The organism is Pseudomonas sp. 58 R 3 (assembly GCF_900006605.1).
GTDB classification, from domain to species: domain Bacteria; phylum Pseudomonadota; class Gammaproteobacteria; order Pseudomonadales; family Pseudomonadaceae; genus Aquipseudomonas; species Aquipseudomonas salomonii.
The window spans coordinates 4,216-27,329 of record NZ_CVTT01000074.1 but is presented as its reverse complement, the minus strand read 5'-3'; the positions used below and the strand labels follow the sequence as shown (position 1 = coordinate 27,329).

The window sequence follows — 23,114 nt, the reverse complement described above, 5'->3', positions numbered from 1 at the left end:
GGTATCAAGGAACAGTTGAGTTCTTTGAACCGTATCCGGCTGTCATTGAGCAGCGAACGTTTAATTAATTTGATAATTAACATGGGGTATTGATCATGTCGAAAAGTGGAATCAGTGAATCAGCGATTGCTGCTTTTACCGCCTCCGAGCGTGCCCGGTTTATACAAAACAACCCCACTTCACTGGCGCTGGCCGAGCGCGCCAAGGCGAATCTGTTCAACGGTGTGCCCATGCACTGGATGAGCGATTGGTCGATGCCTTCACCGCTCTTCGTCCAGCGTGCCAAAGGGGCGCGCTTCACCGACGTCGACGGGCATGAATACATCGACTTTTGCCTCGGCGACACCGGCACGATGTTTGGCCATTCACCTGATCCTGTTGCCCGCGCCATCGCCGAACAGGCGAACAATGGCTTGACCACGATGCTGCCGGGCGAAGACGCGGTGGTCTGCGGCGAGTTGCTGGCTGAGCGATTCGAGCTGCCTTACTGGCAAGTGACCGCCAATGCGACTGACGCCAACCGTTATGTGCTGCGCTGGGCCCGCGCGATCACCCAGCGCAAGGTGTTGCTGGTGTTCGATGGCTGTTACCACGGTACCGTGGATGACGTGATGGTGCGCTACCGCGACGGCAAGACCGTGCACCGTTCAGGCCTTGTGGGCCAAGCCTACGACTTGAGCCAATACAGTCGATCCATCCCCTTCAACGATGTCGCCGCACTGGAGGCGGCGTTAGCCCAGGGTGACGTTTGCGCGCTGATGTGCGAGCCGGCGATGACGAACATTGGCATGGTCCTGCCGGATCCGGGGTTCATGCAAACGTGTCGAGAGCTGACCCTTAAATACGGCAGCCTGTTGGTCATTGATGAGACCCACACTATTTCCACCGGCCTCGGTGGATGCACGCGCCAGTGGGATTTGAAACCCGACTTTTTCGTGGTGGGTAAACCCATTGCAGGTGGCGTGCCTTGCGCGGTGTTTGGCGTTAGCGAGCCAATCGCCTCGGCCATGCGCGACGTCCAGAAGACCATCAGCGAGGAGAGCGGCGGGCATGGCCACAGTGGCATGGGAACGACGCTGTCGGCCAACGCACTGGCGATGCGCTGCATGCGCGTCAGTCTTGAAGAGGTCATGACCGAGTCTGCCTACGAGCACATGCTGCCCCTGGCCTCTAGGTTGGCCCAGGGGTTTCGAGGGGTGTTCAAGCGGCACCAGCTGAGCTGGTCGGTAACAGAGTTGGGCGCGCGTTGTGAATTTCAATTCTGTGCCACACCGCCAAGGACAGGCGCGCAAGCCGAGGCGGCTTTTCACGACAGCCTCCAAATGGCGCTGCATCTCTATTTGATCAATCGCGGAATTCTGATCACGCCTTTTCACAACATGACCCTGTGCTGTCCGCAAACACGTGACGCGGATATCGACAGGCTGATCGCTGAGTTGGATAACGCCCTGACCACGCTGCTTGCCCTGCCTGGCGCGCGGGTTATCGCTTGATAACGGCACGTCTGAAAACGCCATTGTTCTTACATACTGCCAGTCGCTTGAATGAGCGCCAAGAGGTTTGACATGCAATTTGCGGATAAAAAAGAGGCCCTGGATTATCTGGCCGCCCACCCTGAAGTGCTGAGCATCGAGCTGTTCCTTATCGACGCGAATGGCGTTCCACGGGGCAAACTGTTGCATCGCGACGAACTGCTGGCGATCTACGAAAATGGTCGGCCATTGCCAAGTTCCATTCTCGCCTTGACCGTGCAGGGTGAAGACGTAGAAGACACCGGCTTGGTCTGGGAGGTTGCCGACGCCGATTGCTGGACATACCCCTTGGCGGGAAGCCTGACCTTGCAACCCTGGCGCACCAACCCCACCGGTCAAGTGCAGGTGAGCATGCACCCGACCCAAGGTATTCCTGCCGCACCGGCAGACCCGCGCCACGTACTGGTGAACACCATCGAGCGGCTCAAAGCCGATGGGTTGCATCCGGTCATGGCCGTTGAGTTGGAGTTTTACCTGCTGGACCGACAACGCGACGTCAACGGTCGGCCGCAGCCGGCGTTGCAGGCCAATGGCGTACGCCCTGTTGCGCCACAGGTCTATGGCGTATACGAGTTGGAGCAGCTCCAACCGTTTCTGGATGACCTCTACGCGGCGTGCGCGCTGCAGGGCTTGCCGGTACGTACGGCGATATCCGAATACGCGCCAGGCCAGGTCGAGTTGACGCTGGAGCATCGGTTCGACGCACTCCAGGCCATTGATGAAGGCGTACGTTACAAACGCCTGGTCAAGGGTGTGGCCAATAAACATGGGCTGCAAGCGTGCTTCATGGCCAAGCCATTCAGCGATCAGGCCGGCAGCGGTATGCACCTGCACGTCAGCCTGGCCGACGAGCACGGCAATAACCTGTATGCGAGCGAAGACCCACAGGGCACGCCACTGTTGCGGCACTCCATCGGCGGGATGATGGAGACCTTGTTTGACTCGCTGGCGATATTTTGCCCCCACGCCAATTCCTATCGGCGCTTCCAGACCGGTAGTTACGCGCCGCTGGCTAAAAGTTGGGGCGTCAACAACCGTACCGTTTCGTTCCGCGTGCCCGGCGGCCCTGCCATCAGTCGGCATATCGAACACCGCATTTGCGGTGCCGATGCCAACCCCTATCTTGCCGCTGCCGCGTTACTGGCGGGCATTCACTACGGCATCACGCATCAAAGCGATCCCGGCGCGGCGATTGTGGGGAATGGCTATGAACAGGCGACCGATTTTCTACCCACCGACTGGCTGACAGCGTTGCAGGCACTGCAACGTTCAACCTGGGCACGGGAGGCGCTGGGCGCTGAGTTCCTGAAGGTGTTCCTGGCGATCAAGTGGCGCGAGTTCCGTCAATTCAATGCTGAGGTCGGAGAACAGGACTGGCGCTGGTACCTCACTCACGCATAAATGCTGGCCCGTCAGTTTGGGATTGCACGGCGCTCCGCGCACGTCTGCTGAGGTGCTGGATCAACTCAATGTGACACGTGTTGTGCCTCAGGAAGCGCACTGCATGTCGATATCAGGCGCTTGTGTGCCGCTATGAGGCTATTTTTGCGCTGGGAAGGCCGCGTATTGTGACCCGTCATTGGAAAATGATGATCGCCTGACCCTCTAGTCAGTACGTCTTAACGTCGATCAAAGAGAACAATAAGAATGATCAACAGCCCAAGTTCGAAGGATGCAAGCGGCCAGCTGGCGCAGGGTTTCAAGCCGCGTCACGTCACCATGCTCTCCATTGCAGGGATTATCGGCGCAGGGTTGTTTGTCGGGTCTGGGCACGCCATTGCGGCGGCGGGCCCGGCGGTGATGCTGGCCTACTTGTTTTCCGGCCTGCTGGTGGTGCTGGTGATGCGAATGTTGGGAGAGATGGCGGTCGCCAACCCCGACACAGGATCTTTCTCAACCTATGCCGATCAAGCCATCGGCCGCTGGGCCGGGTTCACCATCGGCTGGCTTTACTGGTGGTTCTGGGTGCTGGTGATTCCCATCGAAGCATTGGCCGCCGGGCATATCCTCAACCAGTGGTTCCCGCAGATCGACGCTTGGCTGTTTGCCTTGTTGTCGATCTTTTTGTTGGTGGTGACCAACTTGTTCAGTGTGTCCAAGTACGGCGAATTCGAGTTCTGGTTCGCGATGGCCAAGGTGGTGGCGATCATAGGTTTTATCGGCCTTGGGGGCGCAGTGTTGATGGGCTGGATTCCCGAACGGGAGGCCAGCGGTTTGAGTCGACTGATGGATGAGCATGGAGGCTTTGCGCCTAATGGTTTGTCGGCCGTCGTTGGCGCATTCATTACCATCATGTTCAGTTTTATCGGCACTGAAGCCGTCACCATTGCGGCTGCGGAGTCCAGCAACCCGGCGCAGAATATCGCCCGGGCAACACGTTCGGTGATGTGGCGCATCGGCGTGTTTTACGTGTTATCGATCTTCGTGGTTATTTCCGTGGTGCCATGGAATGACCCGTTGCTGGCGTCGGTCGGCTCTTATCAGCGTGCACTGGAGTTGATGAACATTCCCCATGCCAAGCTGCTGGTGGATGTCGTCGTGTTGATTGCGGTGGCCAGTTGCATGAACTCCTCCATCTACATTGCTTCGCGCATGCTGTATTCACTGGGCAAGCGTGGGGACGCGCCGGCCTTGATGAAAAAGACCTCGGCACAGAGTGTGCCCAGGGCTGCTGTGATTGCCAGCACCATTCTGGGCGCTGGCGTGACCTTGCTCAGTTACTTCATGCCGGCTGGGCTGTTCCAGTTTCTGCTGGCCAGTTCGGGCGCCATCGCCTTGCTGGTGTACCTGGTGATCGCCGTTTCACAATTGCGCATGCGCAGAGTATTGCAACAGCGCAATATTCTGCTGACGTTCAAAATGTGGCTGTTTCCCTGGCTCACCTGGGCGGTCATTGTATTTATCTGTTGTGCATTGGCGGTGATGCTTTTAACCCCCGAGCATCGCTTCGAGGTGTCTTCGACGATCGGCCTGGCCTTGCTGATTTCACTGCTCGGCGTCATCACCGCGCGGGAGCCCCACCCTGTACAAACACCGATTCCCGCCGTCTCGCGCCCATGAAAGCATGGCCGGTCACCGCTGCTGTTGGGTCAGTTCGCCCTGACCTCGTTGGCGCCTGCGCTGGCGCCGCCCTCTATTTTTTCGAGCGCGTTTTGGCTGTCGTTGGCTCTTGTGCATCGGCCAGCGCATCGCCGCCGAGGCTGCGGGTGAGTTGCACGGCGGCGCTCTGAAACAGCGGGTGCAGGGTGTGTGCCTGCTCGGCCGTCAAGCGGCTGGCGGGTCCCGATAAGACAAGGGCGCCAATCAGGTTTTCCCCTGGACCGAAAATGGGCAGTGCCATGGATGACGCGTGCGGATCTGTCGCGCCTACGGAATAGATCGGCTTGATCATCTTCGCCGCCAATGAGTAGGGTGTGCGCAGCGCTTCGGCGCCGGCCGCGCCGTCCATTGGGCGGGTGTCGCCGGGTTGCAGGTGCAGGCGCAAATGATGGGGTGAGTTGACTCGATACAGGCACATTCGGTAGGCGCCATGCCTGACGTAGAACGAGGCTGTCTCACCGGTTTCCTGGGTCAGTCGGTGCAACAGGGGCGTAATGTGGCGCTCCAGGTCCAGCCCGTCCTGGTAGACAGTGTTCAAGCGCATGATCTCTGTGGCCAGTTGATAGCGGCCATCGGCCAGGCGAGTGATCAGCCCGTAATTTTCCAATGAGACCATCAAGCGCATGATGGTGCTTTTGATCAGCCCGGTTCGGTCGGCCAGCTCCGCCAGTTCCAGGGCAGTGTCACCTATTTTGAACGCGGTGAGCACGGTCAGCACCCGATCAGCCGAAGCCACCCCGGTGACTGCCGGGCGCGGGCGAATTTTTACCATTGGGTTGCTCCTTGTGAGTTGCGGTGTCGGGCGGCGCGTGAACAGGCTGCAAAATACTGCCATTGACGCGTGGGGGCAATGCACACGGACCATCAGCCTGGCGCTGCAAAAAAAAACGCTGCCGGCGGGCGCGACCCGACAGCAGCGAGGGTGCAGCTTTTACAGAGGTCAGCCGGCCTTGGCTTGCTTCTTGAACGCCACAGGATCACTCGAAGGGTTCATGTGTTTGCGGCCGATCAACAGCACCATCATAGCGCCCAACGCGCACAGTGCCGCGAGCGGCAGCAAGGCCAGTGCGTGGCTGCCGGTGGCATGTTGGATGGTGCCGTAGACGTTGACCATCAGGCCCCCGCCGATCAGGTTGGCCATCGCGCCAACCGCCGCCAGGCCTGCCGCTGCGGTGGAGGAAGACAGCCACGTCGACACCAGTGCCCAGAACGGTCCTTTCATCGAGTAAGCGCCGATCAGCACCATGGACATCATCAGTACCGTCGCCGACAGCGAAGAGGTCAAAAGCGCCAGTAACAGGCCGACGGTGATCAGCAGCAGGGTGGTCGCGGTGTGCCAGCGGCGTTCGCCGGTCTTGTCGGAGTTGCGCCCCCACACAATCATCAAGATCGACGCCAGGCCGTAAGGAATCGCGTTGACCAATCCGATTTCCAGGTTGTTCAAGCCGAATGTCTTGAGGAGTTGCGGTGCCCAGACGCTCATGGTGCTGCCCGCTGCCGACGCGCCGGAATAGATCAGCGCCAACACCCAGATATGTTTGTGACGCAGCAGCTTCCACAGCGAGATATGCCCGATCGCGGTTTTGCGTCCGCGTTCTTCAGCCAGTCGCAGGGTCAACCAGGTGCGTTGCTCGTCACTCAGCCATTTCGCTTGCTCGGGGCGATCGGTCAGCACAAACAGGCAGGCGATACCCAGCAACACCGCTGGAATGCCTTCAATGATGAACAGCCAGTGCCAGCCGCGCATGCCGAACCAGCCGTCCATGCTCAGCAACAGGCCGGACAGGGGCGAACCGATAAAGTTGGCGCCGGGAATGGCGACCATGAAGATCGCGACCATGCGCCCACGGTACGACGCCGGCAGCCAATAGGTCAGGTAAAGCAACACGCCAGGGGAGAACCCGGCCTCCGCAGCGCCCAGCAGGAAACGCATCACATAGAGGGAGTTGGCACCCTGCACGAACGCAGTGCCCGCCGACACAAGCCCCCAGGTGATCATGATGCGGGCGATCCAGACGCGGGCCCCAAAACGCTGCAACGCCAGGTTGCTCGGCACCTCGACCAGGAAGTAAGAGACAAAGAACAGGCTGCTGGCGAAACCGAAGATCGCGGGCGTCAGCCCCAGGTCCTGGTTCATCTGCAGGGAAGCCATGCCGATATTGCCGCGGTCGATGATCGCCAGCAGGTAGCAGAGGATCAGGAACGGCAGCAGTCGCCATGCCACCTTGCGCATGGTTGAACGCTCGATGGCGCTGATTTCGGTGGAGCTGATAGACATGACGCTCTCCCATTTTGTTTTTTTTGGAGAAGTGTTCCGGCCCGTGCCTCGCTCGGAGAAGCACGGGCTATATGAGTTCAATCACTGCGCATACAGGTGACGATTGACCACTGCGCGCGGGTCGGGCGCGATACCGTCCCAGAAATTGATAATCTGCTGCACCGCCAGCAGCCCCACGCGGTCCCGCGCTTCGGCGGTATTGGCGCCGACGTGGGGGGTCGCCACCAGCGTCGGCAGGCCCCATAACGGCGAATCGGCAGGCGGCGGCTCGGGGTTGAACGTATCCAGGCCGGCGCCGCCGATATGACCCGTACTCAGTGCCTGTACCAAAGCGTCGGTATCAATCAGCTCGCCACGTGCGGTGTTGATCAGCAGGCTGCCTGGGCGCATGCGCTTGAACTGCGCCTCACCGAACAGGTTGCGGTTCTGTTCCGTGAGCGGGCAATGCAGGCTGATAATATCGCAGCCCGCCAGCAGGGCTTCGAATTCACTGACCTGCTCAACGTTGGGCAAGTCGGGCAGGCTTTTCAGGTACGGGTCATAGACCTTGACCTGCATGCGCAGCGGGCCGACCAGGTCCATCAGAATCCGGCCGATTGAGCCCAGGCCAACCAGGCCGAGGGTCTTGCCTGACAGCTCGATACCTACCGAGTGGGCTTTATCCCAGTGCCCATCACGCATACGTGCATCCAGCAGGGCAGTGTTGCGCGCGACGCTGAACATCAGCGCCAGCGCGTGCTCGGCGACCGACTGCGCATTGGCGCCGAGGGCGATGGTCACGGGAATCTCGCGTTCGGCGGCGGCCGCAATGTCGATGGTGTCGTAGCCCACGCCGTGTTTGGCAATGATCTTCAACGGCGCGGACGCCTGGATCATTTCCCGCGTCAGCTGGCCCTGGCGCACGATGATTGCGTCCGGTTGCTCGCGCGCAATGATCGCAGTCAATGCTTCGGCGGCGGTGTAGGGGAGGGTGGGTATCACACGCACGCCGTGTGAAGCGGCAAAGGCCATGGCTTCGGCAGTCAATTCAGGGCCGGTCAGCAGAAGGGTTCGGGTCATGTTGCGCACCTTGGTTTTTTTATCTGTGTGCAGCTGAGGTTGAGTGAGATGCCCCTCAGTGGTGACTAAAACTTATCATAATGAAACGTCGTTGCAATAAAAAAGATTGGTGTAGAGATGGATGCGCGATCTTCGTCGCCGTCGAGCGTCACATATAGTCTAAATAAATCACGTATTTAGCTCACTTATCCGCCTGATTCAGAGCATCAAGGGTGCGAGGGCGAGGTGATGAGCTGCCTGCAAGGCTCCCTTGCAAGGCAAAAAATGAAGTGGTAATTTTAAAACGTCGTTTCATTTTAAGTGATTATGTAATCACGCACGGCCTACAAAAAACACAAGAAGGTGTCCCCATGTCCATTGGTTTCAGAGTGCTCAAACAAGATCGCAAAGTGTCTGCCGAATGGGTTGAGCGCTATCGGACGGTGCCCGTCGCCAATATCAGCGACTCGATGAATCGCATGACTGCCGGCGGCGCCAGCCTGCGGAGCATGCATCGCCAGGGCGTGTTGGTGGGGCCGGCGTTGACGGTCAAGGCACGCCCCGGCGACAACTTGATGCTGCACTACGCCATTGATATCGCGCAGCCGGGCGACGTCATTGTGGTCGATGCCGGCGGCGACCTGAGTAACGCGCTGATCGGTGAAATGATGGTCGCCTATGCGGCCAGAAGAGGCGTGGCCGGCATTGTGATCAATGGTGCGATTCGCGACGCCGCGAGCATCGGCGCGGGTGACTTCCCATTGTTCGCCGCCGGCGTTACACACCGCGGCCCGTACAAAGATGGCCCAGGCGAAGTCAATGTGCCGATTGCACTTGATGGCATGGTGATCGAACCCGGCGACCTGATGATCGGCGACGAAGACGGCTTGCTTTGCGTGCCGTTTGACCAGGTGGGTGAAGTGTATGATCGTGCCCACGCCAAGCATGCTGCCGAACAAAAGCAGCTTGAGCAGATTGCCCTGGGTGAAAACGACCGTACCTGGGTCTTGAAATCTCTTACACAGAAGGGTTGCGAATTCCCTGGCTGATCCTTGACACCCTGGCCGTAGCATTCGGCCAGGGTTTACGGGTAAGGCATCGCAGTCTTCATAACTCAAAGGCTTGCTGTGACTTCCGCTCCCACCACCCGATGGCCCGCGCCGATTCGCGCATTGAGCCACCGCAACTTCCAGATCTACTTTGTGGGCCAGGGCCTTTCCACCCTCGGCAAATGGATTCAACAGGTCGCGCTGGCCTGGTTGGCCTATCACTTGACGGGCTCGGCCGTGTTGCTGGGTACGATCGCCTTTTTGACGTTGCTGCCGCAGTTATTGATCGGGCCATTAGCGGGTGCCTGGTCGGACCGCCACGACAAGCGCCGCCTGTTGATGGGCGTGCAAACCCTGCTTTCCCTGCAATCGCTGGTCCTGGCCGTGCTGACCTGGCAGCACTGGATGAACCGGGAGGTGATCATCGTCATGGCTCTGATCCTCGGCTTGCTCAATGCCCTTGAAACCCCCCTGCGCCAGGCGCTGATCAGCAGTTTCGTCGATGACCCCAAGGACCTGCCCAACGCCCTTGTATTGAATGCGATGCTGATCAACGCCGCCCGCTTCATCGGCCCGCCCTTGGCGGGGCTGCTGATCAACTGGAGTGGTGAGGCCGGCTGTTTTCTGCTGACGGCTGTCGCGTTTGGCATGTTGCTGATCGGGCTGGGCAGGGTGCAGAGCCGTCTGCAAGCCAAAGCCCAGGGTTCTACCGGAGAAATATTCCGTGAGGGGCTGCGATATTTGTGGAGCACGCTGCACATCCGGCGCCTGCTGATCAGCGTGATCATGGTCAACCTGCTGGCTTCCTGCTACACCGTGCTGTTGCCGATTCTGGCAAAAAACGTGTTTTCGGGTGACGCACAAACCCTGGGTTGGTTATGGGGTGCCGCCGGTGCGGGGGCGTTTGTCGCGACGATTTTTCTGGCGTTCGTCGGCGGAGCGTCGAACCTGCAACGCATCATTGGCATGGGGGCATGGGTGTGCGCGATATCGTTGTGTGCGGTGGCTGCCAATCCCCCGTTGTGGTTCACCCTGATCGCACTCGCCGGTCTGGGTTTTGGCATCACAGTGAGTAATGTCAGCAGCAACATGACCCTGCAAAGCGCCGCCCCCGAGGCGTTGCGGGGGCGAGTGATCGCGTTCTATATCGCCATGCGTTTCGGCTTTGAGGCCATTGGTGGGCTGTTGGCCGGGCTGGCGGCCGCTGCCTTCAGTGTGCAATGGACCTTGTTGCTGGCCGGTGCATTTTTGTTGGTGTATCAAGGGGCGAGCGCATGGGTTGACCGCAAAGCGCGTGAACGCCAGTGATGCGCGACTGTCTGCTGAAACGACTCCGTTCCTCTTTTAGGGATTACGGTAAATTTTTACTCTGCAGCCAGGTAGTCATGACCTCAACCAGTTCCGCCTTGCACTCCACCGGCAACCAATGCCCGCCGGGCAAGCTGGTTACGCTGAGGTCTGCGCAAGCCGCACGCATGGGGTCGCCCAACCGGTTGCCCTTGATGGTATTCATCGGGTCGTAGTCGCCGTTCACAAACAGCACGGGCAATGACAGGCGGCCGCCATCGGGCGCTCGGTGCGCATAGTCGATATTGGCATCGTCGTTTAAATACCACGCGCAGGGCGCGCGGAAACCATGGGCTTTGAAACTGTGCACCAGTGCAGCGAAGTCCGCCTGCGGCCATAGCGCCAGGTCGGGTTGGGTGGGTGGCGCCCGATGCGCCTCGCCAAACCGCCCACCTTTGCGGGTCACTTCGGCATTTGATGCCACCTTGGTGATGTTCGCCGGGTCGCCGCGTCGATAAATCGAGGCCAGCGATGCGGCTTTATCCGCATCAAGATCAGCGACGGCAGACGCAAAGTGCGTGTTGTAGTAGCGGTAGTAATCCCATTGACCGTCAGGGTACTGGTCTACCGGATAAAGCGTGCGGTCCACCAGCGGGACGAGCGTGGGCAGTGCATTGGTGCTCGGGAAGTACGGCACCGACACCAGCACCACGCCACGGCCGCGCTGCGGTTGATGGGCGGCCAGTTCACCTGCCACCACGCTGCCCCAGTCATGGCCGACCCAAATGGCGGGTGTACCACCGAGATGGTCATGTAGCTCTGCCATGTCGGCCACGATGTTTTCAAGGGTGTAGGCATTGAGGGCGCAGGGCGCAGATGAGCCGCCATAGCCGCGCATGTCGGGTGCGACGCAGTGCCAGCCTTGGGCCGCGAACGCCTGTATTTGCGCGCGCCAGATCAGGCTGAGTTCGGGCCAGCCGTGCAGGAAGATCATCAACGGCCCATCGGCCGGGCCCGACTCCAGATAGTGCGTGGTATGGCGGGGTGTGTGGAAAATCCGCGAAGTCAATGTGAATGTGGACAAAGGAAATCCTCCTGATTACCGCACGAACTTTACATAGACAAGCTCAGGGTCATGCTCATCAAGGTTCTCGATTCGCCCGCTCGGTATAAACCCGGCCTTGGCGAGCATGGCTTGGGACGCCAGGTTGGAGGCATTGGTTGATGCAAACAACTTGGGCGTTTTGCACAACGCTTCTGCGCCCGCCAATAATTGCAACGCCAGACCCTGACGTTGATGCATCGGCGACACGACCACCAGCGCGACAAAGTCGTAGCTGAAAAACTCATCAGTCAACACCAGGTAGCCCGCACATTCACCGGCAGTGACGACGACCAGGCATCGTTGGCCAATCACCGCGTCATGAATAAACACGCGCCGATGAGCGTGGGCTGTGGCGTAGGCGTCCAACTCCACCAGGGCGCGTACGTCATCAGGCGTGGCCTGGCGGATCAGCCGGTTTTCAGGGGCCGGCGGGTGTCGGTCTTGGGCCATTGGAATCACCGTTGGGGCGAATGGGTAAGGTATTAGTGTTGAAGGCGTTTGCAGTGTTCAAAAAAAGAACGGCGGGCACGTGCATCAGCAGCATACAGCCAGCGCTGGCCGTGAGCGCCTCCTTGGCCAGCGCTTTGCTGTCAGCGTGTCAAGCGCCAGGCCTGACGCGGAATGCCAGGAAGACCGGGCCGGCAGGGAAGGTACTGACTTCCAGCTCATCGAGGGGATTGAGTGTTTGTGTTCGCACCCCTGCGTTGCTGTAGAGCGTGTGGCTGCCCAATGCCGCAATGTTGATCTTGCCGGCAGCCGCCTGGATCAGCGTGGCCTTGAACCCTTCAGTCACATCGTCACCCAGGGTGAGTGTGACGTCAGTGTTGCTGATCACCAGGATCGACTTGCCTGAATCGGCCATGGTCAAAGGCCTACTGGCCGTGATCGAGGCGCTGGTGTGCACGTGGCCCCCGGCGTGGTAGCTGACCATCCTGGGGTCGGCGAAGATACGCGCGAAGGCCCCGACATAGTTGACACTGGCGCGCATGTCATCGAACTGTTCCAGCACATAGGTGCCGATGCTGCCGGAGACGTCCGTGCCGGGGTCCAGCGCCCATTTGCGCCCGACCATCAGCCCGATCCGAGTGTTGGCACGCACACCGGCGCGCAGCTCTTCGAGAAACAGTGTGCTGATCTGGCCGCCGCCTTTGCCCTGGGCATAGGTAAACCGGGCAATGGAGTGGCTATCGCCCGTAGGGCTGCCCTGGGAGGTATCGACCTGGTAGTCGATGTAGTCTGCCGAGACGATGGTGCTGGTGGTGTTGGCGTTAGGCGCCCAGGTGAAATCCAGAACCCTGCCGGTTTTGATCTGTTGCTGCGAGACGGTGGCCTGGGTGGTTGTGGTAGAGCCTGACTGCTGCAAGTCGTCATTCATGATACTCATCCTTAAGTAATGTGCGTGCTTGGGTGTGGGTCGACATGGCCCGACGCGCATGACCGCCGTCATAGCGCTATTTTTCTACAGCCTTGGCGTGCGCTTTAGGCTGTATGAATAAACAGTAGTTCGGGTTTTGTCGCTTTGCAACTGTGGCGAGGGAGCTTGCTCCCGCTGGGGTATGAGTCGGTCAGCTCGTTTATCAGTATGTTTCGCAAGACCCTGGGTTCACCGGCGGCACGTTATATCCGCAGTACCCAGCCCGCAAATCGTGCGCTCAATACTGATCCACCAGGCGCTGCAACTGCGGGTCTCGTAGCGTAAATACCTCGAACAGCCCGAGGGCACGTAATGCCGGTAGCAACGCCAGCAGGTCCTGCTCGGCGATGGTTCGCTGCTGTGCATCAGTGTTTGGATCACACCAGGCCCGGGCGTTCACCAGAAAGGCGCCCACACTGCCTTTGCGGATGACCACGCCGTGGCGTTCAGTCTGATTCTGGTTATCGGGCAACAGTTCTTCGGCGCGCATGGGGTGTATTCCTGGGAGTTGAGGCTGCGACTATAGACGCGCCAATGTGGCCTGGGTACGCTATTAAAGACAATCGATAGTCCATCAAGGCCACTTATGTCCGCTCCGCTGATTCCCTCTTCGGTATTAACGGCTGCCGATGACCCGCTGGTTGTCGCCGTGGTCCGAGTGGACGCTGAACCGCGTATCACCGAGCGCCATTGCCATGCGCGTGGGCAGTTGCTGGGCACACGCCAGGGCTTGTTATCGGTGGACGCCGGGGCCAGCCAGTGGGTGGTGCCGGCAACCCATGCGGTGTGGATCCCGCCGAATATCTCCCATGGCGCGCGCTCCCACGGCCCCTTCGCGGGGTGGAGTGTCTACGTGTCGCCGCAGGGCTGTGTCGAGCTGCCGGATACGCCTTGCGTCCTGGCAATCTCCGGACTTTTGCGCGAGGCGGTGATGCGCGCTGCCGCCTGGCAGAGCCCTGAGCTGGATGCTGCGCAGTTGCGCCTGGCCGGGGTGATTGTGGATGAGATCCGGACCTTGCCACGGGTGACCCTGGGCTTGCCGATGCCTCAGGATGCGCGCCTGCGCAAGATCGCCCAGGCGCTGTCCGATTGCCCGGACGACGAGCGTCACCTGCAGGAGTGGGCGGCCTGGGCGGGCATCGCCCCGCGCACACTGACGCGTCGCTTTGTGCTGGAAACGGGTTTCAGTTTCACCGCGTGGCGCCAGCGCGTGCGTTTGTTGCGCGCGCTGGAGAGGCTGGCGGCGGGTGTGCCGGTCACGGGTGTGGCGCTGGAGTTGGGCTATGACAACGTCAGTGCTTTTATCGCACTGTTTCGCCGCACGTTTGGGGTGACGCCTGGACGTTACTTCACGGCGCATGAGCGTTTATAAGTAAAAAATCAATAGCTGAAGTTAGCGGTTTGCACTTTTATTGATGGTTATTCAGCTGTTGTTCAGGCCAAATTAAACTGAATCAACAGGGTGTATAACCTTTACAACTCTTTACCTTTGCAGTCTGGATGATTGAAAAAACAACATGCTAGCCTGCGCGCTTTCAACAGGCAGCAGGCGCGTATGAAAAGGCTAAAGGAACTGGCTGTAAATAAGCCCTGTTCATCTATATTTATAGTGGCGTTTATTGTATTGGCTGCGCTGCAATACAAACCGGCCGTGCTCAACTACACCACACGCTTTGTCGACTTTGCCGAGTATATGCTCGCCCATGGCGTGACCCTGTTTCCCATTGCTGATGACTTGCAGCCATACCCTGATTACACGGTGCTCAATACACTGCTTGTGTACCTGGTTTCCTTGCCGTTCGGGCGTGTATCCATCCTGTCGATGGGGCTGCCTTTTTGCGTGGCGGCCGCCTTGATGCTGGTGTTTATTTACAAGCTGGGCGCCTTGCATGAAAAAAAATGGGGCGCCTTTGCGGTGGTCTTTGCGCTGTTTACCTGGTCATTCCTGGACGGCGTGAATTCCCTGGCGCTGGACATCTATCCGGCGCTGTTTACCGTAATGTGTTTTTACCTGGCGTATGCGGGCCAGCTGCATCCGCACCGCTTTCAGTTGCTGCCGGTACTCCTGGGCCTGGCGCTGGGCTTTGCCTTTCGTGGCCCTATTGGCCTGATCGGCCCGGCGGGCGTGGTCGCCTCCTATTATCTGTTAAGTCGACAATGGCGCCTGCTGGTGGTGTTCTGCTTGCTCGCAGGCCTGGTGCTGGCCGCAGGTATCACAGTGCTGAGCGGCGCGGCCTACCTGCAAGGTGGGCAGGCTTTTGTGCAAGAGGTGCTGGTTATGCAAGGCTTGGGGCGCTTTGGCACTGATCACGCCCCGCGTTATTACTTCTACTTCTCTGCAGGCTTGCTCACCTATGGCGTCACAGCCTTTATCGCATTAAACGTGATTATCAAGAAGGGCAAACACTTCTTTGAACGCTCGCCGGCTCCGGCCACCCAACTGCTGCTGTACCTGACGGGTTGGCTGTTGGTGGTGATCGTGCTGTTCACCCTTCCAAGTTCCAAGAAAGCGCGTTACATCCTTTCGATTACGCCGGCGATTTCATTATTGGCCGCCTATATCTTCGTGGATCGCAGCCAGCGCTTTGCAAGTACCCGCGACAAGTTGCTGAGGTTCTGCCTCAACTTGCCTGTGGTGGGTCTGGGGATGTTGTTACTTGCCTTTATTTACAGCTTGTATGCAGCCGCGCCGCTGCGGCCTAACTATCTTGGCGCCTGTGCAGGGTTGATCGGCCTTATTGCCATTCGGCCCTGGATACAGTTACGGTTTCATGCACATCCACAACGGGAGTTCGTGCTGTTGTGTTTTGGTGCTGCCGCCTTCCTGGTCCTGGATATGTTCTTCTTCAATTCGATTACTTACCACCTGGAATTGGCCGATGAACCGACCCCCAAGTTTCTGCCCTATTGGTTTTGGTAAGGCATGGTTTTGGTAAGGCATGGTTTTGGTAGAGCATGTTTTTATCGCAGCCAGACCCGGAATCAAGCCAAACAACAACGTCACGCGCCAACCTCAGTCGAGCATCGGACGGGTCAACTGAACACTAACGTGTCAGGCTCGCGCCCGCCCGCCTGGCCGAGAGCGATCACCGCCAACTGCTCAATCACCGCCGCGCCAAACTGACGGCGAGCGCCGGGCGTCCATACCCAGGCAGGCAACCGGTATGCCAATAAAACAGTACTGACGGCTGGCTTGGGAGTGCTTGAGCTTTTGGCTGATCAAAACCTGCATCTGCCCATTCGACCGTCCCCGGCGATTCTGCTGACGTTTGAAGTGGCGAAGGCACTGCTCAATGGCATTGTTTCGAACGCCGAAATGGAGGCGCGTCAGGGCGACACGCATACCTTGATTGCGGCTGAAGACTACATCGACGATACGCCGGAAAATGGCCCCGCTGCCATTGGGCTCAAAGCCCTCGACGCGATTCGTGGGCAGTTGAGCGGTGCGCAATCCATAGCGCTGAAGTCCGTAGCAGTAGGGTGGCGGTCACTGTCTGACGACGGCCTGCCTATCGTGGGGCCAGCGGGCGACGACGGCAGGCTGTATATCTTGAGCGCCCATCCAGGCTTGACCCTGGCGCCCACCTTGGCGCGGCTCTTGAGCGAAGAACTGATCATCGGGGTGGCTTCGCCATTGCTGAGCAACGTTCGGCCGCTGCGTTTTCGGGTGTGAGTGTCAGAACCCTGTGCCGTCAGCTGCTGTTCAACTCACTTTCAATATTCCATTGAAAGTCTATGTGCCCCGTGCGGATGGCTGACGCAACCGGGGTTTCATTACGCTGGGGTTCTCCTTAACCACCTGCGGCGTTTATCAACATGGTATTTAAAACCCCCATCACTTCGATCGGTGTGACGCTGCTTGCGCTGTTGATCGCAGGTTGTGCGAGCCATTCCCCTGACGGAGCGACCCCTATGCCAAAACCCTTGGTTTCCATCGCCGTACTCAAAGCCAAACCTGGCAAACAGCAGGCCCTCAAACACGGCTTGCTGGCTCTGGTTGCGCCAACGCGCACCGAGCCCGGTAACCTCGACTATGTGCTGTTTGAACTGCGCGACGCGCCCGGCACCTTCTACATGCGTGAAGCGTTCAAGGACCAGGCGGCCCTCGATGCGCATTTTGCCACGCCGTATTTCAAGCAATTTGCAGCCACGGCCGACGATTTGCTCAGCGAGCCGTTGCAACTGATCTTCCTTGAGCAAGTGTCGAACTGAGCCATTCGTTATCTTGCACAGTTATCTACTTAACTGTGGTGCGACGCTGGACCTGTGGCGAGCAGGCTTGCCCTGCGTTGGGCTGCGCAGCAGCCCTATCCGGTTACGACTGACTCACCGAGTCGCCTGAATTGGGGCGGCTCCGCCACCCAACGCAGGGCGAGCCTGCTCGCCACAGTGAGAGTGTTCGTCCTTTCGCGTTGCAGATCAGTGCGTGCCCTTGGCGCCAAACATCTGTTGGGCGTGCGCAAAACACTTCTCGGCGATGGCCGAGCGCGGTTCGGTCTTGCGCATCACCAACCCCAACGGCGCAAGCACGCTGGCGTCCGGCAAGTTGATAAAGGCGAGGTTCTCGATCGGGTTTTCCATGCCGCTGTCCAGCGGCATGATCGCGCAGCAAAACCCTTCGTGGATCGCCTGGAACAGCTGATAGGTCGAATCGCTTTCGAGAATGGGCTGCGGGTCCAGGCCACGGCTGCGGAAGCTCAAGTCAATGGATTTTCGGTAGTGCATGCCATTGCTGATCATCCCCAGGGGCAATTGCGCGGCGTCTTCCCAACTCATTTCGGTGCCTTCGAACTGGAAGTGGCGCGTGTCGTACAGCAGGCCGACGCGGGTTTCGCCCAGTTCGAAAACCTCCAGGTAATTGGGGTTTACGTGGTCCAGGTAGCATACGCCCAAGTCCAGTTGGTTGGTGCCCAGGGCTTCGATGATCTTGTCCGAGCTCATCGACGACAGGCTGAACTTGAGCTCTGGAAACGTCTGGGACAGGCCCTGGATGTAACTGATCGAGTTGAACCCGCTGAGCGGCACCAGCCCCAGGCGCAGGCTGCCCACCAACTGCCCGCGACACGCCGCCGCTTCGGCAAACAAACCGTCATGGGCGGCGAGCAGGGTTCTGGCCCAGGCCAGCACGCGCTCGCCGGCCTGGGTGAAACCTTCGAAGCGCTGGCCACGGGTGACCAGCTCCAGGCCCAGCTCATCCTCCAGATTGCGCAGGCGCATCGACAGGGTCGGCTGGGTGATATGGCAGCGCGCAGCCGCCTGGCCGAAGTGCCGAGTCTGCTCCAGCGCGATCAGGAATTTGAGTTGCTTGATGTCCATTTAAAGCCCCAGCCTGGGAATAAGTGAGCGGTCATGATAAGTGCCCGTGCCTGCACCCGCAGCAGACCCTCTCATTGTAAGGCCTGCGCGTCCAATCGCCTGCATTGACGTGATCCTCACCAGCGGATCAAAAGCAGAGCAGCAACCTGATTTTCGCCGGCGTGACCGGCTTTTTTGCGTCCCCTGAAACCTGTACACAATTTGAAATGTTTAAGTGGTTTAATGTTTATGTCGGCTTGCGATGGATCGCAGCCGCCGACAGACCTTTTGTCATTGATTCGCCCAAGGAGCTACACCCAATGAGCTACACCCTGCAAGGAAGTATAAAGTCCAAACACTTAGCGTTTCTGTTGATCCCGCTGATTGCCGCCTGTACCACACCGGACAGAACCCGTGAGTCGGCCATCACACCGCAAGCCCAGCCGCAACAGGCCTGGCAGTTCGACAACTGCGCAGTCGGCTGCCCCAGCGGCGGCAGCCCGCTGACGCTGAACCGTCAGGCGTACACCCTGAACAACAACGGTTCGACCAAGTTTGCCAACTGGGTGTCGTACAAAATCACCAAGACCACCCCCGCCAGCGGCCGCGCGCGCGACTGGCAGACCGACCCGGACATCCCGGCCGGCGAAACCCTCGACCCGGTGGATTACAACGGCGCCAATGTCGCGCTCAAAGTCGACCGTGGCCATCAGGCCAACCTCGCTTCGATGGCGGGCGTAGCGGATTGGCAAAGCCTCAATTACCTGTCGAACATCACACCGCAAAAGTCCGACCTCAACCAGGGACCTTGGGCGCACCTGGAAGACCAGGAGCGTAACCTGAGCAAGCAGGCGGGAGTCGACGCGGTGTATGTCGCCACCGGGCCGCTGTATGAGCATTTTGTCGGCACGCTGCCGGGTACGAACAAGGTGCACACCCTTCCCAGTGGCTACTGGAAAATCATCTTCGTCGGCAGCTCGCCTGAAAGTGGCATGTATGCCTCGTTCGTGATGAACCAGGAAACGCCCAAGGGCGCCAATTTCTGCGATTACCAGGTGCCCGTGAGTCAAATCGAAGAGCGCTCGGGCCTGACATTCTGGAGTGGTTTGCCGCAAGCGGTGCAGGCCGCGTTGAAGGCCAGGCAGGGGCAGTTGCCGGGCCGCATCGGTTGTAAACAGGCGTTGTAATGCCAAGGGCAGGGGCCTTGACGGCCCCTGTTTGAATCAGCGCCGCTCGGCGTTCGGGTGCGTCTCGCGCCCACGAGCATGGCGCAAGGGCTTGCCAGGAACCTGCGCTGATCAGCACAGGAAACGGTTGCGCGCCTCCCTGAGCAAGTCGCGCACCTGGTCAACGCGCAATAACAGTGTCATTTGCCGCTCATCGACGATGATTTCCGCCACGATCAATGCGCAAATCATCGGCGCGGTCACCAGCCAGTGCTCGTAACATTGGGTAGTCAACGATACGAACACGCCCACAATCCACAACGCCAGCACCCACTTGGGGGCACGACGTTGCAGGGGCACCCCGAAGCGCTGCAACCTTTTCAAACGGGCCGTGTGCAGCCTTAACGAAGCTTCGAGACGGGACAGCTCATTGCTCATGTTTAAACTCGCTCAACGGTACGGGCGCAGCCTGGGAGCGTGGTTCCCAGCCAGGACAGGTTGACCCGTTCAACTTCTACCCAATGCTCGCCGGCAGGTTTTGTGCGGCAGCTTTTAAACGCAATACACACCTGCCCCACGTCCAATAAAGCAAAGTGCCGGTAACGGGGCGGGCGCTTGAACACCGAAAAAAACATACGCATCGCCGCGCCTCGCTCAATCAAACGTGCCAACTGAGTTCAAACAGCGTGCCGCCGTTTTCCATGCGGCGGCAGGTCACGGCGCCGCCATGGGCGAGGGCGATGGCGCGCACCACGGCCAGGCCCAGGCCACTGCCGCCCTGAGCGCGTGAGCGGGAGTTTTCACCGCGTTGGAAGGCGTCAAACAGGCGCGCGGCAAAACCTTCGTCGATGCCGGGGCCGTCATCGCGCACACGCAGGTAGTTGAAGCCGTCGCGGGTGCTCAGGTGCACGATGACATTGCCCGGTGTCGCGTGCCGCCGAATGTTATCCAGCAGGGCCAGCAAGGCCTGGCGGATGCGCGCCGGGTCGCAGCGCAGGGTGCGGCGTTGCAGGTCCAGTTTCAGCACAAAACCTGCGGCCACCAGGCTCGGTTCAAACAAGCGCACATCGTCTTCGATGCCCGTCGCCAGGTCGGCTTCTTGCAGGTTGAGTTCCAGGTAGCCACTGTCGGCCAGGCCCACCACGCGCATATCCTCGATCAAGCGCGTCAAGCCTTCGACCTGGCCCAGCAGGCTGTAGAACTGCGCGGTGTCGGGTTCGAATACACCCTCGGCCAACCCTTGCAGGCGCCCGCGCAGAATAGTCAGGGGCGTGCGCAGTTCATGCGCAATCGCGGCATTCCAGAACGCCTGCTCCTGCGCCATGCGCTGCAAGCGCTTGGCCATGCTGTTGAAGTCGTTGACCAGGATCGCCGCTTCGCCGATCGACTGGTCACCGGCAACCGCCTGCACGTCCAGGTCGCCATCGGCCAGTTTGCGCAGGTTCTCGGCCACGGAATTGAGCGGCATCAGAATTCGCCGCGACAGTTTCAGCGCGACAATCGAGCCCACCGCCAGGCTCACGCACGTGGTCAGGCCCATCCACACCCATTCAGCCTTGGCCGGCAGCCAGGCATCCACTTCGGCGTCGGTGAGCGGCCAGTAGGTCCATAGCAATGCATAAAAAATATACGAGCCGATCACCGCCAGGGCGATCACGCACAGCACCACGGCGCACATCGACAGGATAATCTGGCGGCTCAGGCCATTGAGCCCTTTCACACCACGCTCCCGAACCGGTAGCCGACGCCACGGATACAGGTGGGCACACCCTGCACGCCAAGGTCTTCGAGCTTGCGCCGCAGTTTGCTGATATGGCTGTCGACCGTGCGCTCCAGGCTGTCGCTTTCCGGCGAACACTGGGCCAACAACTCGGCGCGGCTGAACACCCGTTTCGGTGCCTTGGCCAGTTGCGCCAGCAGCCTGAATTCGGTGACGGTCAAGGCCAGCGGCACTCGGCGCCCGGCCTGCGTCACCGTGGCTTCGTAGCTTTCCAGGTCAATTTCAAACGCGTCCACCCGCAGTACCGTGGGGCAGGCGCGGTCGCGATAAGCGATGGAGCGGCGCAGTACCGCCTGGGTACGCGCCACCACTTCGGCCGGGTTGAACGGCTTGACGATATAGTCGTCGGCGCCGATGCGCAGGCCCATCAGCTTGTCCATGTCCTGGTCTTGCGCGGTCAGCATGATCACCGGCGTATGGCCGCGTTGGCGCACCTGCGCGAGCACCTGCCAGCCATCCACGTTGGGCATCAGCACATCCAGCAACATCAGCTCCGGCTTGAGCGCCAGGTGCATGTCCAGCGCCTGTTGGCCGTCACGGGCGTGGGCGGTGCGAAAGCCGCTACGTTTGAGGTAAGCCACCAGAATGTCAGCGATTTGCGGCTCATCTTCGGCAATCAGCACGAGGGCCTGGGGTTCTCTGACACAGTCCGGGCGGGGCATCGATGCAACGGGAAAATCAGTCATGGTCTGCTCGGTGAATACGCGGCGAGCCTGTGCATCCCTGCGCTCGGGCTTATCTGCCTGATCGTGGCTGCCGGTCCATGGCCACGTTTGCCAGTAGTGATCATAGCTTCTGGGTGAGGGTGCTGGACTCCAGGGCAGGAATCATCGTGTTCTCCTGGTAGATCTACGCAACGGTGAACGCAAGTGTGCGCAACCAGCATGTGCTTTCATGGGAGGTTTTGTGGAGAAACGATGGAGACGGGCAATAATTTGTGCCCGAGAGCAGGGCGTTGGGATGGATTGACGACCAATACCGTGAAACAGCAACAGTAGAGCCATACTCGGTCAACTGTGGGAGCTGGCTTGCCTGCGATGGCATCACCCCAGTATGGCTGATGCACCGAGGTGTCTGCATCGCAGGCCAGCCAGCTCCCACAGTTTGACCGTGTTGATTCAGGCTGGAGCTTTTGTGGGCTTCAGGCACTCAATGGAGCGATCCACGGTGGTCTTGGCCATCTCCAGCAAATGCCACACCGCCAGAATTTTCGCCCGCTGGGGACTGGCCAGCAAATCACCGCAATTGAGTGCGGTAGCGCAAGCACTGTCGAGCAAGCTGGCGGTGTAGAGCAGGGCGTCTTCGAAGCTCAGGTCTTCGGTTTTAACGCCGTTGGAGGGCAGGTAATGGTCGATGGCGCGGTTGAAGGCGGCGCGGTCTTTGGCGGCGTTGCGGGGTGGGTCGGGGACGACTTTTTTCATGGTGTAACTCCACATGGTTGGAGCCGACACTTGTCGCGACTAAACGAGGGTGGCAGCTGTACGCAGGTTAGTCGACCGGTCACATGGAAAACCGGCGCACCCGAAGGCGCCCTACGCACAGCCACCATAAAACTCACGGAGGACCATGCGCCATGTAAGACCCGAGCGACTAAACCCGATCACTGATAAGCAGTGACGGATCGCAGACTAGCCATCGATTCGAGCAGGCACAAGGCGGCGAGGATTGTCTAGGAAACGTCCTGCAATTTAAAGGGACGCGCCCTGCTGGCCCTTTAAAAACCATGACCAAATGCCACTAATCTCGCCACAGATTCGATCAAATGTGGGAGCGGGCTTGCTCGCGAATGCGGTGGTTCAGTCAGCATCTATGTGTCTGACCCACCGCATTCGCGAGCAAGTCGAATCGTCGCACCGCCGCTCCCACAGTTTTTATTGTGTTCAGGCAGGTGGGGCTGTGGGCTTCAGGCACTCGATAGAACGGTCCACCGTAGTCTTGGCCATCTCCAGCAAATGCCAGACCGCCAGAATCTTCGCGCGCTGGGGACTGGCCAGCAAATCACCGCAATTGAGTGCGGTAGCGCAAGCACTGTCGAGCAAGCTGGCGGTGTAGAGCAGGGCGTCTTCGAAGC

General features: G+C 59.4%; 23 protein-coding genes and 2 pseudogenes. 11 read left to right on the top strand and 14 right to left on the bottom strand.

Annotated features, from left to right (window positions below; genetic code table 11):
- Nucleotides 1–95: 95 nt before the first annotated feature.
- From BFP92_RS24180 to gabP, 3 genes are all read left to right on the top strand, one after another.
- The gene (locus BFP92_RS24180; RefSeq protein ID WP_065931447.1) at nt 96–1,493 is read left to right on the top strand and encodes an aspartate aminotransferase family protein; all 1,398 of its coding nucleotides are present in this window, start codon (nt 96–98) and stop codon (nt 1,491–1,493) included.
- A 72-nt stretch (nt 1,494–1,565) separates the two neighbouring features.
- Entirely contained in the window at nt 1,566–2,933 is a 1,368-nt protein-coding gene (locus BFP92_RS24175; RefSeq protein WP_065931446.1) for a glutamine synthetase family protein, read from the top strand.
- Between the two features lie 249 nt (nt 2,934–3,182).
- Entirely contained in the window at nt 3,183–4,592 is a 1,410-nt protein-coding gene (gene gabP, locus BFP92_RS24170; protein ID WP_065931461.1) for a GABA permease, read from the top strand.
- 73 nt (nt 4,593–4,665) lie between these two features.
- Here the strand turns inward: gabP and BFP92_RS24165 are convergent, their stop codons facing one another.
- The 3 genes from BFP92_RS24165 to BFP92_RS24155 all read right to left on the bottom strand — a co-directional run bounded on the left by BFP92_RS24165 (nt 4,666) and on the right by BFP92_RS24155 (nt 7,968).
- Nucleotides 4,666–5,403, bottom strand: coding sequence for an IclR family transcriptional regulator (locus BFP92_RS24165; protein ID WP_065931445.1), 738 nt, complete (start codon nt 5,401–5,403; stop codon nt 4,666–4,668).
- Between the two features lie 168 nt (nt 5,404–5,571).
- On the bottom strand, nt 5,572–6,909 hold the full coding sequence (locus tag BFP92_RS24160) for an MFS transporter (protein WP_065931444.1): 1,338 nt from the start codon (nt 6,907–6,909) through the stop codon (nt 5,572–5,574).
- A gap of 81 nt (nt 6,910–6,990) precedes the next feature.
- On the bottom strand, nt 6,991–7,968 hold the full coding sequence (locus BFP92_RS24155; RefSeq protein WP_065931443.1) for a hydroxyacid dehydrogenase: 978 nt from the start codon (nt 7,966–7,968) through the stop codon (nt 6,991–6,993).
- A gap of 350 nt (nt 7,969–8,318) precedes the next feature.
- On the opposite strand from BFP92_RS24155, the gene BFP92_RS24150 reads away from it, so the two are divergent.
- Nucleotides 8,319–8,996, top strand: a complete 678-nt coding sequence (locus BFP92_RS24150; RefSeq protein WP_065931442.1) for an RraA family protein — start codon at nt 8,319–8,321, stop codon at nt 8,994–8,996.
- 78 nt (nt 8,997–9,074) lie between these two features.
- The gene (locus BFP92_RS24145) at nt 9,075–10,304 is read left to right on the top strand and encodes an MFS transporter (protein ID WP_239694316.1); all 1,230 of its coding nucleotides are present in this window, start codon (nt 9,075–9,077) and stop codon (nt 10,302–10,304) included.
- A gap of 43 nt (nt 10,305–10,347) precedes the next feature.
- Here the strand turns inward: BFP92_RS24145 and BFP92_RS24140 are convergent, their stop codons facing one another.
- The 3 genes from BFP92_RS24140 to BFP92_RS24130 form a co-directional block, all read right to left on the bottom strand.
- Nucleotides 10,348–11,367: an alpha/beta hydrolase gene (locus BFP92_RS24140; protein WP_065931441.1), complete on the bottom strand. Its 1,020-nt coding sequence runs from the start codon at nt 11,365–11,367 to the stop codon at nt 10,348–10,350.
- 15 nt (nt 11,368–11,382) lie between these two features.
- Entirely contained in the window at nt 11,383–11,838 is a 456-nt protein-coding gene (locus BFP92_RS24135; RefSeq protein ID WP_065931440.1) for a GNAT family N-acetyltransferase, read from the bottom strand.
- 148 nt (nt 11,839–11,986) lie between these two features.
- On the bottom strand, nt 11,987–12,763 hold the full coding sequence (locus BFP92_RS24130; RefSeq protein WP_170875863.1) for a hypothetical protein: 777 nt from the start codon (nt 12,761–12,763) through the stop codon (nt 11,987–11,989).
- Between the two features lie 174 nt (nt 12,764–12,937).
- Here BFP92_RS24130 and BFP92_RS32170 point away from each other — a divergent pair.
- A pseudogene (locus BFP92_RS32170) lies at nt 12,938–13,087 on the top strand (hypothetical protein); the annotation flags it as partial.
- Here the strand turns inward: BFP92_RS32170 and BFP92_RS24125 are convergent.
- Nucleotides 13,041–13,292: a hypothetical protein gene (locus BFP92_RS24125; protein ID WP_065931438.1), complete on the bottom strand. Its 252-nt coding sequence runs from the start codon at nt 13,290–13,292 to the stop codon at nt 13,041–13,043. The pseudogene BFP92_RS32170 and the gene BFP92_RS24125 overlap by 47 nt on opposite strands.
- A 96-nt stretch (nt 13,293–13,388) precedes the next feature.
- Here BFP92_RS24125 and BFP92_RS24120 point away from each other — a divergent pair, with 96 nt between their 5' ends.
- Together BFP92_RS24120 and BFP92_RS24115 are read left to right on the top strand one after the other, a co-directional pair.
- Nucleotides 13,389–14,174 carry an AraC family transcriptional regulator gene (locus BFP92_RS24120; RefSeq protein ID WP_065931437.1) on the top strand — a complete coding sequence of 262 codons (786 nt, stop codon included), beginning with the start codon at nt 13,389–13,391 and terminating at the stop codon, nt 14,172–14,174.
- Between the two features lie 183 nt (nt 14,175–14,357).
- Nucleotides 14,358–15,722 (top strand): ArnT family glycosyltransferase, encoded by a 1,365-nt coding sequence (locus BFP92_RS24115; protein WP_083221799.1) that lies wholly within the window; start codon nt 14,358–14,360, stop codon nt 15,720–15,722.
- A 113-nt stretch (nt 15,723–15,835) separates the two neighbouring features.
- On the opposite strand, the gene BFP92_RS32320 is transcribed toward BFP92_RS24115, so the two are convergent.
- Nucleotides 15,836–15,961: a MerR family transcriptional regulator gene (locus BFP92_RS32320; protein WP_275656406.1), complete on the bottom strand. Its 126-nt coding sequence runs from the start codon at nt 15,959–15,961 to the stop codon at nt 15,836–15,838.
- Nucleotides 15,962–15,983: 22 nt separating this feature from the next.
- Here BFP92_RS32320 and BFP92_RS24110 point away from each other — a divergent pair, with 22 nt between their 5' ends.
- Entirely contained in the window at nt 15,984–16,475 is a 492-nt protein-coding gene (locus BFP92_RS24110) for an FAD-dependent oxidoreductase (RefSeq protein WP_083221798.1), read from the top strand.
- A gap of 239 nt (nt 16,476–16,714) precedes the next feature.
- Entirely contained in the window at nt 16,715–17,014 is a 300-nt protein-coding gene (locus tag BFP92_RS24105; protein WP_058421281.1) for a putative quinol monooxygenase, read from the top strand.
- A gap of 207 nt (nt 17,015–17,221) precedes the next feature.
- On the opposite strand, the gene BFP92_RS24100 is transcribed toward BFP92_RS24105, so the two are convergent.
- Nucleotides 17,222–18,118, bottom strand: a complete 897-nt coding sequence (locus BFP92_RS24100; RefSeq protein ID WP_065931434.1) for a LysR family transcriptional regulator — start codon at nt 18,116–18,118, stop codon at nt 17,222–17,224.
- Nucleotides 18,119–18,429: 311 nt separating this feature from the next.
- On the opposite strand from BFP92_RS24100, the gene BFP92_RS24095 reads away from it, so the two are divergent.
- Entirely contained in the window at nt 18,430–19,284 is an 855-nt protein-coding gene (locus tag BFP92_RS24095; RefSeq protein WP_083221800.1) for a DNA/RNA non-specific endonuclease, read from the top strand.
- Nucleotides 19,285–19,395: 111 nt separating this feature from the next.
- On the opposite strand, the gene BFP92_RS24090 is transcribed toward BFP92_RS24095, so the two are convergent.
- From BFP92_RS24090 to BFP92_RS32165, 5 genes and pseudogenes are all read right to left on the bottom strand, one after another.
- Nucleotides 19,396–19,701: a hypothetical protein gene (locus tag BFP92_RS24090; protein ID WP_065931432.1), complete on the bottom strand. Its 306-nt coding sequence runs from the start codon at nt 19,699–19,701 to the stop codon at nt 19,396–19,398.
- A 220-nt stretch (nt 19,702–19,921) separates the two neighbouring features.
- On the bottom strand, nt 19,922–20,983 hold the full coding sequence (locus BFP92_RS24085; protein WP_065931431.1) for an ATP-binding protein: 1,062 nt from the start codon (nt 20,981–20,983) through the stop codon (nt 19,922–19,924).
- The gene (locus BFP92_RS24080; RefSeq protein WP_065931430.1) at nt 20,980–21,729 is read right to left on the bottom strand and encodes a response regulator; all 750 of its coding nucleotides are present in this window, start codon (nt 21,727–21,729) and stop codon (nt 20,980–20,982) included. The genes BFP92_RS24085 and BFP92_RS24080 overlap by 4 nt, the downstream gene beginning before the upstream one ends.
- A 432-nt stretch (nt 21,730–22,161) precedes the next feature.
- A complete protein-coding gene (locus tag BFP92_RS24075) occupies nt 22,162–22,464 on the bottom strand; it encodes a DUF6124 family protein (protein WP_065931429.1) in 303 nt (100 codons plus the stop codon).
- A gap of 459 nt (nt 22,465–22,923) precedes the next feature.
- Nucleotides 22,924–23,114: pseudogene (locus BFP92_RS32165) on the bottom strand (hypothetical protein); the annotation flags it as partial.

Excerpts from the sequence above, each read along its gene's own strand:
- BFP92_RS24180 (WP_065931447.1), top strand. The coding sequence starts at position 96 with ATGTCGAAAAGTGGAATCAGTGAATCAGCGATTGCTGCTTTTACCGCC.
- BFP92_RS24175 (WP_065931446.1), top strand. The coding sequence starts at position 1,566 with ATGCAATTTGCGGATAAAAAAGAGGCCCTGGATTATCTGGCCGCCCAC.
- BFP92_RS24165 (WP_065931445.1), bottom strand. The coding sequence starts at position 5,403 with ATGGTAAAAATTCGCCCGCGCCCGGCAGTCACCGGGGTGGCTTCGGCT.
- BFP92_RS24160 (WP_065931444.1), bottom strand. The coding sequence starts at position 6,909 with ATGTCTATCAGCTCCACCGAAATCAGCGCCATCGAGCGTTCAACCATG.
- BFP92_RS24155 (WP_065931443.1), bottom strand. The coding sequence starts at position 7,968 with ATGACCCGAACCCTTCTGCTGACCGGCCCTGAATTGACTGCCGAAGCC.
- BFP92_RS24150 (WP_065931442.1), top strand. The coding sequence starts at position 8,319 with ATGTCCATTGGTTTCAGAGTGCTCAAACAAGATCGCAAAGTGTCTGCC.
- BFP92_RS24135 (WP_065931440.1), bottom strand. The coding sequence starts at position 11,838 with ATGGCCCAAGACCGACACCCGCCGGCCCCTGAAAACCGGCTGATCCGC.
- BFP92_RS24130 (WP_170875863.1), bottom strand. The coding sequence starts at position 12,763 with ATGAATGACGACTTGCAGCAGTCAGGCTCTACCACAACCACCCAGGCC.
- BFP92_RS24125 (WP_065931438.1), bottom strand. The coding sequence starts at position 13,292 with ATGCGCGCCGAAGAACTGTTGCCCGATAACCAGAATCAGACTGAACGC.
- BFP92_RS24120 (WP_065931437.1), top strand. The coding sequence starts at position 13,389 with ATGTCCGCTCCGCTGATTCCCTCTTCGGTATTAACGGCTGCCGATGAC.
- BFP92_RS24115 (WP_083221799.1), top strand. The coding sequence starts at position 14,358 with ATGAAAAGGCTAAAGGAACTGGCTGTAAATAAGCCCTGTTCATCTATA.
- BFP92_RS24105 (WP_058421281.1), top strand. The coding sequence starts at position 16,715 with ATGCCAAAACCCTTGGTTTCCATCGCCGTACTCAAAGCCAAACCTGGC.
- BFP92_RS24100 (WP_065931434.1), bottom strand. The coding sequence starts at position 18,118 with ATGGACATCAAGCAACTCAAATTCCTGATCGCGCTGGAGCAGACTCGG.
- BFP92_RS24090 (WP_065931432.1), bottom strand. The coding sequence starts at position 19,701 with ATGAGCAATGAGCTGTCCCGTCTCGAAGCTTCGTTAAGGCTGCACACG.
- BFP92_RS24080 (WP_065931430.1), bottom strand. The coding sequence starts at position 21,729 with ATGACTGATTTTCCCGTTGCATCGATGCCCCGCCCGGACTGTGTCAGA.
- BFP92_RS24075 (WP_065931429.1), bottom strand. The coding sequence starts at position 22,464 with ATGAAAAAAGTCGTCCCCGACCCACCCCGCAACGCCGCCAAAGACCGC.